The organism is Kitasatospora sp. NPDC058492, from assembly GCF_042720685.1.
Lineage (GTDB): Bacteria > Actinomycetota > Actinomycetes > Streptomycetales > Streptomycetaceae > Kitasatospora.
On the sequence record NZ_JBHXMU010000014.1, the window covers coordinates 134888 to 145514 of the forward strand.

At 71.3% G+C, this 10627-nt stretch carries 11 protein-coding genes; 6 read left to right on the plus strand and 5 right to left on the minus strand.

Features of this window, described 5'->3' with window-relative positions:
• Window positions 1-185: 185 nt before the first annotated feature.
• Window positions 186-4223: a ricin-type beta-trefoil lectin domain protein gene (locus ACFWPI_RS12490; protein ID WP_380373998.1), complete on the plus strand. Its 4038-nt coding sequence runs from the start codon at window positions 186-188 to the stop codon at window positions 4221-4223.
• Window positions 4224-4496: 273 nt separating this feature from the next.
• Here the strand turns inward: ACFWPI_RS12490 and ACFWPI_RS12495 are convergent, their stop codons facing one another.
• The 4 genes from ACFWPI_RS12495 to ACFWPI_RS12510 form a co-directional block, all read right to left on the minus strand.
• Entirely contained in the window at window positions 4497-4694 is a 198-nt protein-coding gene (locus tag ACFWPI_RS12495) for a hypothetical protein (RefSeq protein WP_380373996.1), read from the minus strand.
• A gap of 268 nt (window positions 4695-4962) precedes the next feature.
• Complete coding sequence (locus tag ACFWPI_RS12500) at window positions 4963-5469, minus strand: DUF6328 family protein (protein WP_380373993.1); 507 nt, start codon at window positions 5467-5469, stop codon at window positions 4963-4965.
• 91 nt (window positions 5470-5560) lie between these two features.
• Window positions 5561-5941, minus strand: coding sequence for a hypothetical protein (locus tag ACFWPI_RS12505; RefSeq protein ID WP_380373991.1), 381 nt, complete (start codon window positions 5939-5941; stop codon window positions 5561-5563).
• A gap of 354 nt (window positions 5942-6295) precedes the next feature.
• On the minus strand, window positions 6296-6559 hold the full coding sequence (locus ACFWPI_RS12510; RefSeq protein WP_380373988.1) for a hypothetical protein: 264 nt from the start codon (window positions 6557-6559) through the stop codon (window positions 6296-6298).
• 254 nt (window positions 6560-6813) lie between these two features.
• Here ACFWPI_RS12510 and ACFWPI_RS12515 point away from each other — a divergent pair, with 254 nt between their 5' ends.
• The 3 genes from ACFWPI_RS12515 (at window position 6814) to ACFWPI_RS12525 (ending at window position 8671) form a co-directional block, all read left to right on the plus strand.
• The gene (locus tag ACFWPI_RS12515; RefSeq protein WP_380373985.1) at window positions 6814-7107 is read left to right on the plus strand and encodes a hypothetical protein; all 294 of its coding nucleotides are present in this window, start codon (window positions 6814-6816) and stop codon (window positions 7105-7107) included.
• Between the two features lie 315 nt (window positions 7108-7422).
• A complete protein-coding gene (locus ACFWPI_RS12520) occupies window positions 7423-7758 on the plus strand; it encodes a hypothetical protein (RefSeq protein WP_380373982.1) in 336 nt (111 codons plus the stop codon).
• Between the two features lie 241 nt (window positions 7759-7999).
• On the plus strand, window positions 8000-8671 hold the full coding sequence (locus ACFWPI_RS12525) for a DedA family protein (RefSeq protein WP_380373980.1): 672 nt from the start codon (window positions 8000-8002) through the stop codon (window positions 8669-8671).
• A 124-nt stretch (window positions 8672-8795) separates the two neighbouring features.
• On the opposite strand, the gene ACFWPI_RS12530 is transcribed toward ACFWPI_RS12525, so the two are convergent.
• The gene (locus tag ACFWPI_RS12530; RefSeq protein ID WP_363584375.1) at window positions 8796-9272 is read right to left on the minus strand and encodes a DNA starvation/stationary phase protection protein; all 477 of its coding nucleotides are present in this window, start codon (window positions 9270-9272) and stop codon (window positions 8796-8798) included.
• 417 nt (window positions 9273-9689) lie between these two features.
• Between ACFWPI_RS12530 and ACFWPI_RS12535 the strand changes: the two genes are divergently transcribed.
• Together ACFWPI_RS12535 and ACFWPI_RS12540 are read left to right on the plus strand one after the other, a co-directional pair.
• Window positions 9690-10091, plus strand: coding sequence for an SsgA family sporulation/cell division regulator (locus ACFWPI_RS12535; RefSeq protein ID WP_380373977.1), 402 nt, complete (start codon window positions 9690-9692; stop codon window positions 10089-10091).
• A gap of 237 nt (window positions 10092-10328) precedes the next feature.
• Window positions 10329-10484 (plus strand): DUF6131 family protein, encoded by a 156-nt coding sequence (locus tag ACFWPI_RS12540; RefSeq protein WP_167745913.1) that lies wholly within the window; start codon window positions 10329-10331, stop codon window positions 10482-10484.
• The last annotated feature ends 143 nt before the right edge of the window (window positions 10485-10627 follow it).

Below are 10627 nucleotides of genomic sequence, written 5' to 3' on the forward strand. Positions count from 1 at the left end.
ATTGCCAGACTCTTGGGCAACGCAATAGCGTTCGGCTGCGATTGGCAATCGAATTGACGATCAGTCAGCTGACGATTGCTTAGAAATCGCTCCACAATTGGACAAAGGCGCCCCGCACACCGGCGAGTGTGATGCATCCCACAGTCTGCGCGCGGGGTCAGCCGTGTCGTGAAAGTGATGACGCCATGGGGGAACTCCTTCCCACTCCGCCGCCGCAGCGGCATTACCTGATAAGGCATCTGGCAACCGCGTGCGCCGTCGGGCTCGTCCTGGCCGCACCCGGCGCCGCAGTCGCCGACGACCGCACCTTCGCCGTCCCGCCCGGGTCGGCCGCCCAGGCGCCCAAGCTTCCCGAACCCGCCCCGGGCCCCGTACAAACCGCCCGCCTTCAGGCCAAGAAGACGGGCAAGCCGGTCACCGTCGACGAGCTGACCACCGAGACGTCGCTCACGGTGGCCGGACCCGATGGCAAGCTCACCGCCACCACCCACCTTCAGGCAGCCCGGGTAAAGAAGAACGGCACCTGGACCGCAGTCGACGCCACGTTGGCCCGCAACCCGGACGGGGGCTACTCGCCCACTGCCACGCCGTCAGGGGTTACTCTCTCCGGCGGCGGCACCGGACCGCTGGCCACGCTCACCGACAAAGACGGTCACAGCTTCGCATTGGCCTTCCCCGCAAAGCTGCCCGCGCCCACCGTGACCGGCAGCGCCGCCACTTACGCGGAGGTTCTGCCCGGTGTCGATCTGCGGGTGGACGTCACCACGCAGGGCGCGGTCCGCGAAGTCCTGGCAGTCAAGGACGCGAGCGCCGCCGCCAACCCCGCACTGAAATCACTCAAGCTTGGCACCGGAACCACGAACCTCACCGTGTCCGCAGACGCGCACGGCAACCTCACTGCCGCTGCCGCCGATGGAAAGCCCGTCTTCCGCGCACCTTCCCCGCTGATGTGGGACTCCGCGTCAGACACCCCGGCGCCGCCGACTACCCCAACCATCAAAGCCGCCGCAGCGCCTCTCACCTCCTCCACCTCCGGTCCGATCTCCGGAGGTGCCCAAGCAGGCGCGGGCGACAGCGAGTCCTCGACGGATGGACCAGGTCGCGGCGCGCACATCAAGCCGATCGCGGTCGAGGCCACGACCAGCGCCCTCACGCTGACCCCGGACGCAGACCTGCTCGGTGGCAAGGACACCGTCTGGCCGCTCTACATCGACCCGACCTTCCAGCCGGCCCCGACCATGGGCACCAACCACTTCGCCCAGGTGATGCAGGGCTGTCCGACCAGTCCCCAATACGACATCGCGCAGGACAACGGCCAGGGCGTCGGATTCCAACATTACCGAACCAACTGCTATGGCATGGAACGCTCGTACTACGAGTTCAACACCAGCGCCGTGGCACCACAGATGTACATCGACGACGCGAAGATGTACTTCACCGAAACCTACGGCGCCAGCTGGGACTGCGGCCACACCGCCCCCGTCGCCCTGAAGTGGATGAGGGAGGCGATCGACGGCGGCACCGATTGGAACCACCAGCCGACCGTCTACCAGGACATCAGCGGTCAGTGGCCCAAGTCCGCCTACGGAAAATGCGGCTGGCAGACGGTCACCTTCAATGTCACGGACGCGCTGCGCTCAGTCGCCCAGGCAGGCAGCAAGGCCTGGACGGTAGGCCTGTTCGGCGACGAGAACAACTCGACCAACAACGACAACTTCATGCGGTTCGCCCCGAACCCGTACCTCATCGCCACCTACGATCTCCCGCCGAATACCCCCGACTCCATGTACACCAGCCCCCAGCCGATCAACCCGAACGGCTACGCCTGCGGCGGTGGCCAGCCAGGCTGGATCGGGCGGACCGTGCCGCTGGGCAACGGCGCCTCCGACATCACCCTGCACGCCTACGGCTCCACGCCGATGCCGGGCACCAACATCGTCATCGGTTTCCACGTCTGGGACAACATGGCGGCGGACGCCAACGGCAGTCCCGCCACCGTCACCTGGCCCGCCAGCCAGAGCATCAACGGCCGGGGCTGGGGCGACGCCAACATCGGCTTCCCGGTCTCCGACGGACACCAGTACGGCTGGAACGCGTGGGCCACCGACGGACTGCTCGGTAGCGCGGGCACCGCCTACTGCTACTTCAACGTCGACCTGACCCCGCCCACCCTCGCCTACATCGCGCCCTCCACCGTCTTCCCCCCGATCGGCAGCGGCATCAAGCCCACCGGCCACGCCGGCGACCAGGGCGCCACCATCCGTGTCACCAGCACCGACCCGGTCCCGGGCGGCTGCACCCGCGGCAGCTGCCTGTCCAGCGGCGTGCGCGAGTTCCAGTACAACCTGGACGACAACATCCCACCGACCGGCTACAAGGCCCAGCCCGTCGCAGGAGTGGACGCCAACGGCTCCGCCTACGCGGACATCCCCATCAACCTCAACCCCGACCAGTGGGGCACCCACCGCCTGTACGTGCGCGCCACGGACAACGCCGGAAACACCCAACCCCAGGCCGCGACCTACGACTTCTACGCGCCCTGGAACCCGGCCACCAAAGTCGTCGCCGGCGACGTCAACTTCGACGGCACCCCCGACTACCTCGTCCCCGCCGCCGACGGCTCGCTGACCCTGCTTCCAGGCAACAGCGACTTCACCGCCCAACCCGGCACCGCCTCCACCAAGACGCAGAGCCCCGAACAGGACAGCTGGAACAACTACCTGATCGCCCACCGCGGCTCGGTCAGCGCCAACAGCGTCGACGATCTGCTCGCCTACAACAAGAGCTCCAAGCAGCTCTACATCTACTTCAACGACTCCACCCGCGTGCCCGCCGGAACACCAGGCCACTTCAGCGACCGCGCCGGGATCGCCCAGATCGGCAACAGGACCGACTGCGCCAGAGGCGTCGACGGAACCTGGAACAACCTCACGCAACTGACTGCACTCAGCGCGACCCCCACCAGCGCGGGCCGACCCAACCTGATCACCATCGAGGCGGGCCACCTTCGCTACTACCCTGGCACCACCGTCGGCGGCTGCCTCCTCGCCCAAGGGATCGAACTCGGGGCCGACAACGAGAACTGGAGCAGCTTCACCCTCTTGTCCCCCGGGATCATCGGCAACACCCCGGCGCTGTGGGTACGCGACAGCGTCACCGGCGCGATCAACACCTTCCCCCTGCCCCTCACCGACGGCGCCCCGGCCGCGAAGTCCCTGCACGTCCCCGCTCACCAGGCCCTGGTCTCCGCGGTCAAGAACCCCGCTGGCGCCAACATGTGCGCCGACGTAGACCGTGGCCTCCCCGACAACGGGACCACCGCCCAACTGTGGGACTGCAACACGACAGGGGCCCAGGCCTTCACCCGCGGCATCGACAGCACACTCCACGTCCTCGGCAAGTGCCTGGACATCAAGGACGCTGCCACCGGTAATGGCAGCGGCATCCAGCTCTGGGACTGCAACAACACCGGCGCCCAGAAGTGGGCCGACGGCCCTTACTCCGGCACCCTGCAGAACCCGCAGTCCGGCCGCTGCCTCGCCGTCCCCGAGGGCAAGAACGACCCCGGCAACCACCTCATCCTCTGGGACTGCCTCGACGACGTCAGCCAGAAGTGGACCAGCCCCACCGCCCGAGCAGTGCTGCCACTCGGCGCGAGCTCCGCTGCGTACCCGACCGTCGACTCTCCCGGCGACATCAACGGCGACGGCAACCCCGATCTGATCACCACTGACACCAACGGCATCTTCACCCAGTACCTCGGCACGGCACCCGACGCAGGGCTGCCCCGCTTCGGCACCCCGCGCACCCTCCCCTCCGCCACACCTGCCAGCTACAACATCAGCTCCGCCCAGAACCCGAACCGGTGCTTCGACAACTGGGGCGCTGGCAACGGAACCTCCTTGCTCATCTACAACTGCTGGAACGGCGCCAACCAGAAGCTGACCTTCGCCGCCGACGGCACACTGCGCACCGGCGGACGCTGCGTCGCCACGAAGGACAACGCAACCGCCAACGGCACCGCCGTCGTCATCCTCGACTGCACCGGAGCCACCGGCCAGGTCTGGACCCTGCGCGCCGACGGCACCATCTACAGCCCCACCGCCAACCGCTGCATCGAACTCCCCGGCTGGAACGATGCCAACAGCACAGCCCTCGACATCTGGGACTGCGTCGGCAACCATGCCAACCAGCGCTGGACCATCTACCCCAACACCGCCTGACCACCACCCCTGACCAGCCAACCCGGGGCCTGCGGCACACCCAGTGCCACAGGCCCCGCCCGCACCAGCTGTGCTCCCAACAGCGGCTGTCAGTCGCCTCTTGTAGTACGACTCGAATTCTCGAAGAGCATGGAACAGGGCAACTCCGAGCCCCGCTAGGCTCCTTTCCGTTTCCCCGACAGCCTGCCGCAGGCGCTCGACACAACCTTCGCCAACCCGGCCCCGGTTCATCGGCACCCGACCTGGTGCGTCTGCCGGGCACGCCGTCGCCGGTCAGGGGGCCTGGGTGTCGGCGGCGGGTGGGGTGGGCGCGTCGTCGGCGTCGGCGGGCTCGTCGGCCATGGCGCGGACGTCCTTCGGGGTGGGCGCCACGATGTTCCGTTCCTCCGCGGACCGCTCCCGTACGGTGTCGTCGCCGTTCCGCGAGGCGTCGTGCTCCGCGGGGGTGGTGCCCGTGTCGTGCGTGCTCATGGCGTAGCCCTTCTCATCAGGTCGGTCGGCAGATTCGGTGCGCTCTGGAGGCGGCCTCGCGGGCCCGGTGGTTGCTTCTTGCTCGAACCGGCTGGCACGGCCTCTCCTCCTCGGGTTGCCCCGGCGTCTACCCCGAACGTCGATCGCGACGCGTTCGTACGGCCTCGGGATCCGGCTGGCGGGCCCTACCGTTCCTGGCGCCGCTCCGGCCGCTCCGGCCACGACGCCAGGACGCCACGACGGGATCCGGACGCGTGCAGGACCGGCGCTAGGAAGCCGTCCGGCGGGCGGCCGTGCGCCGCAGCACGATCTGGGGCAGAACAAGCCAGGTGGTGGTGAACCAGAGCAGGACGGCTGCGCTGAGGGCCCACGCGGCGACCGGGTTGCCGGTGCCGGTGCGCAGCAGGAGCAGCAGGGCGGCGGCGATGGTCAGGGCCAGGGTGACGAGGCCGGTGGCGATGAAGTGGCCGGCGACGTGGATGAGTTCGGGTTTCATGTCGCGGCCGGCGAGGAGGCGGTGGAAGGCCACGGGGGCGACGAGCGTGCCGGTGGCGAGGGCGCCGAGGATGACGGTGGCGACGTAGAGGTCCTTGTCGAAGTCGGGCAGGCCGGCGAAGCGCGGGGTGAAGGCCACGCTGATGAGGAAGCCGAAGAGGATCTGCGCGCCGGTCTGGCACACCCGGACCTCCTGGAGCATCTCGCTCCAGAGCCGGTCGGCCCGTTCCTGGGGCGTCTCGTCCCTGCCCCCGCCGGGCGACTTGTCGTCCTTCAGCACGGTGTCGTCTCCCTGTGCGCGGATCCGCGGGTGCGCGATTCGGGCAGGTCGGCAGGCCCGCAGGTCGGTGCCGACACTTCGGGCGGCCGGGTCAGGGGCGGTCTTCGTGGTGGCCGCAGAGCCAGGCCAGCGCTTGGTAGGCGCCCAGGGCGTACGCGGCGTTCGCGCCTTCGTCCGCGCCGTCGCCCCCACCCGAGGCCGAGGCCAAGGCCGAGGTGTCGCGCAGACGGACGGCGGCGGCCTGGCACTCGGCCAGGAGCTGCGCCCGGCACGGCCCGGTGGCGCCGAGCGCGGCGGCAGCGGTGAGGGGCGCCGCGACCTGGGCGCCGGCGGCCCACCGGTAGGCCCCCAGGATCCCGTGGTCGAAACCGGTCCACGGCTGCGGGCGGCCGTTGGCCGCCTCGATCGCGTCGAACACCTCGTCCAGCAGGCGCACCCCTACCGCCGGGATCGTCGTCTCGTCACTGGTCATGCCCGCAACCTACGTCGCCCGGACGCGGCCCGCCCCCGGGCGCCCGGTCCGTCCCGGGGCCGGCCGGACGGACGCTGGGCAATCGGGTGAACCCCACGACGGCCGCCGCGGTGCAGCCGACCGATCCGGATCCGGCTCGGAGCGCGGTGCGCAGCGCCGGGAGCAGGGTGGCCTCGGCCCAGGTGGGGAAGGCCGGCCGGCTGTCGCCGCCGACCGGGATGAGGGGGCCTCGCCGACGCTCGGCGCGCAGCGCTGTTCGGTCATCATCGTGTATCCGATCTGCGCCCGAACGCGGCAGCCGCCCGCACCACCGCTGTTCGTGACGGCCCGTGCTCAAGGGCGGCGGCGAATCACTCAGTCGCCCGCCGCGGGCAAGGCGATGCGGCACACCTGACCGGCTTCCAGCTCGACGACGACGGCCAGCACCGGGCGCAGCCAGCGCACCATCGACCGCGCGCCCGGATGCGGCGTTCGAAGCCGCCCGGCGACGGGCGACCCGAGCTCGGCCCGCTCCTGCCCGGACAGCTCGCGCGTCACCAGCCGCCGACCGTCGACGAGCACCACCAGCAACCGCCCCGGCTCGCCGGGCTCGTCCGGTTCGCTGACGGCCCCGACCACCCAGCCCCTCACCGCAGCCCGCCCGGACACCGTTCCAGCGCGGGCGGCACGATCATCGACGGACTCCTTCCGTGCACGAGGTGTGATCACCCGAGCATGGCAGCAGGCCCCGACGGGCGCGATCCATGCCGTCGTCGGGCAGCACCGGAACCAAGTGCGGGAACGGGGACGGGCACGGAAACCGGGCAAGGGTGCTCGCCTCGAAAGGCCCACCTCCGGATGTGGGTCCGCCGGCGATGGCCGAGGCTCGGTGCATGGCATCGATCATCGTGCTCTTCGAGCTGGAGCCCGACGGGGCCATCGGTGCGGAAGGTGTGGAAGGCACGGACGGTGCGGAAGGCACCGAACCCGCCGTGATCGCGGTGCACGCCGCCGGGGCCGATCCCGACGTGCCCGAGGACCCGCAGCCGTACACGCTGTGCGGGCTGGAGACCGGCCCGATGGAACACACGCACTACCGGCCGGTCCGGCCCGGTGAGCCCTGGTACCCGCCCACGCTCGCCGACCAGCGGTGCCAGGAGTGCGAGCGCGCCCTGCGCACGCAGTGACCGCCGCGCTGGGGAGAGGCGGGCGACCCCGCCCGGAGCCTGCAACTGCACGTCAGCGCGCCCCGGCACGTACGGCGTCACGGCCCGCGCGGGTTTCACCCCGTCGCGGTACCTGGGGTGATCGCCCGCCGGCGCCACGTCTCCACCGATCACGGGCGTCGTGCTGGGGCGGGGCACACCTTCAGGCTCTCTGCCGTCGCGTTCTCTGCCGTCGCGCACGCGGCCGGTCGGAGCCCGTCCTCCGGGGGTGGCCCGGGCTGGTCCGGATGCCACCGAGCGGGTGCGGCGGACCGGCCCAGCAGCGACGTTGAGAAGATGGACATCGTCGTCGTACTTGAGCTAGACATGCCGACCAACGTGCGGCTCCTCGGCCCCGACCACACCCCGGCGGACCCGGAGAGCCCGGTGCGCCGCGTACACGTCGCCCCCGCGGAAGCCTCGGGCACCTGCGGCCTCCGCACCCTGTGCGGCCTGGACACCGACGGAATGACCCTCGCCCCGCACCGCTACGCCCACCAACCTCCACCGCACTGGCTCACCTGCAGCACGTGCCAGGCCGCCAGGCAGGACCCCGCACCCGACGCCACCGAAACGGCTGCCCAGGAGCACCGCGAGGACGACGCCCACCCGGCGGAAACCGCCGCACACTGAGCACCGCACCCACCGCACCCACCGCGTCGAGCGCGCGGGCGGCGGCCGACGGCCGGTCGCCTCCTCAGCGCGAGCCGACGCTTCGGACCGAACGCGCAGTGGGCCCGGTCCGGGCGGCCCGGCAGTCCGGCAGTCCGGCAGTCCGGCAGTCCGGCAGTCTGCTCATCGGCCGCTCCCCCGGCCCTCGACGCAGGCGTTACATTGAGGCGCAAGGGGCGGCAGATCCCGAACGGGGTGGCTGATGCACTCGATCACCGACTGGCTGGACGGCCTGTCCGGCCCGGTCGTGTACGCGGTCGTCGCCGCCCTCGTCTTCGCCGAGGACGCCCTCTTCTTCAGCTTCCTCATCCCCGGCGAGAGCGCCGCCGTCCTCGGCGGTTTCCTCGCGCACCAGGGCAGGGTGTCCATCGGCTGGCTGGTCCTCGCCGTGGTCGGCGCGGCCGTCCTGGGGGACTCCGTCGCCTACGAGATCGGCCGCCGCATCGGCCCGGCGGTCCTCGACACGCGCATGCTGCGACGCCATGAGGAGCAGGTCGACAAGGCCCGTGACCTGATCCGCCGGCGGGGGCCGGCCGCCGTCTTCTTCGGCCGTTTCGTCGCCTTCTTCCGCCCCGTGGTGCCGACGCTGGCCGGCGTCTCCCGCATGCCGTACCGCCGTTTCCTCCTCTTCAACGCCCTCGGCGGCCTCGCCTGGGGCGTGGGGTTCACCCTCCTCGGCTACTTCGCGGGGGCCGCCTACACCAAGGTCGAGGGCACGGTCGGCGGCGTCGTCGCCGCCCTGCTCGCCGCGGCGGTCGTCATCGCCCTCATCGTCTGGCGCGTACGCCGCCGCAGGTCCGCAGCCAGTGCGCAGTCGCGCCGTACGCGGTCCCGCCGTACGCAGTCCCGCGAGGGCCAGGACGAGAAGCACTGACGGCCGGACCGCCCTGCCGACCGCACCGCGCGCGCCGGGGCCCGCGAACGGCCAAGGCGGCGCGCCCGGCGACGGGCCGGGGCCCGCACCCCGGCCCCGGCCCGTCGCGGTCGGCAGGGTGCCGTCAGTGCTGGTTCTCGGCCTGGAACATCCAGCTGTGCTTCTCCAGCTCGGCCGTGAGTCCGATCAGGAGGTCCTGACTGACGGGATCCGCCGGACCGGTCTCGTCGATGCGCACCCGCATCCGTTCGATCACGGCGGCGAAGGCCTTCACCAGGTTCTGGACGGCCGTCACGTCGGCCGTCCAGCCCTCGGGGAAGTCGGGCAGGTTGCTGGTGGCGGCGATCGTGGCGGCCCGTCCGTCCGGGCTGACCCCGATCGCGGCGGCGCGCTCGGCCACCTGGTCGGCGTAGTCGCGCGCGGTGGCGACCACGTCGTCGAGCTGGAGGTGGACGGAGCGGAACCGGGGCCCGTAGAGGTTCCAGTGCGTCTGCTTCGCCACCAGGGACAGGTCCAGCAGATCGACCAGGGTGCCTTGCAGGGCCTCCCCGGTCGTCTTGCGTTCGCTGTCCGGCAGCGGGCTGCTGATGACGATACCCATCGCTGAGTTCCTTCCGGGTCGGGGGAGCCGTCGGCCGGCCCCCGCGGTGCTGGCGGGCCCTCCACCCGGCGGTTCGGCCTCGACGGGCCGTTTCCCGACCCCCGGAGGACGGTGCTCCGAGGCGCCGGGGCGTCCGGGACTAGGACGAACGACCGGCCGGGCAGCGGGACCACGCGGCGGCTGCCCCTTCTCGCCGGACGGAAACCACCCGCCTCGCGCCGGGAACCGCGCCGGAACGGGCCACACCGGCCCTGGCCGCGCCGGAACGGTCCGTGCACGAGCGAACACACCGCGCACGCGAGGTTTCCGCATCAGGGCCATGAATCGGCCCGGGGCGGGTAGCCGAGCGCTGCCGCCGCCGGCGCTCGGTGCCGCTGCGGACAACCCGGCGCCACAGCCAGAAACGGAGTCCGTCGCATGACCGTCGTCACCTCCTGGTCCACCGCCGTCACGCTGCCCGAAGGCCCGTTCCCCGACGTGACCGTCGAGGCGCAACTGCGCTTCGACACCTCGCTGCCGTACGCGGTGTGCCTGGTCTTCCCGCCCCTCGGGGGCGGCGGGGAGGCGCAGTGGGTCTTCTCGCGTGACCTGCTGGACGAGGGCCGCCACGCCCCCGCCGGCCACGGGGACGTGACGGTCGCGCCCGGGCGGGCGGGCCGGGTCCTGGTCACCCTGTGCGCCGAGAACGGCCGGGCCGTGATCAGCATCCCCGTGGACGCCGTGACGGCCTTCCTCCTCGACTCCTTCGCCCTGGTGCCGGCCGGCACCGAATCCGACCACCTCGACATCGACGCCGTCCTCGACCGGATGCGGTCCTGACCCGCCACGGTCGACGGCGACGACCGCTCGGCGAAGGGCCGGGCATGCCCGAGCGGGGAACCGACCCATTCCGCTGCGGGCAGGATGGTTTGCCCGGCCCGCAGAGCGGTACACGCGGATCATGGGCGCGGCCGGAGAAACGACGGCTCCACCACCCCCGGACGGTTCCGGCACCACCATCGAGCGGCCGGACCGCCCCTCCTGACAACCGTCCCAGTCACCACACGGGAGGACCTCGTGATCGTCCTCGGCGTCATCCTGCTCATCATCGGTTTCGTCACCGGGATCTCGATCCTGTGGACCATCGGCATCATCCTGGCCGTCATCGGCCTCGTCCTGTGGATCGCGGGCTCCGTCGGGCACGCCGTCGGCGGGCGTCGTCACTACTACTGATCCACTCGTCCTACTTTCTGCACCACCCGCCCCAACCCCTGATCCGCCCGTTCACCAGCTCGTGCGGCTGTCAGCCCCGGCACCACGTGGGGTGCGGGGGCGGCAGCCCCCCCGCGCCCCCCCCCCCCCCCCGCCCCCCCCCC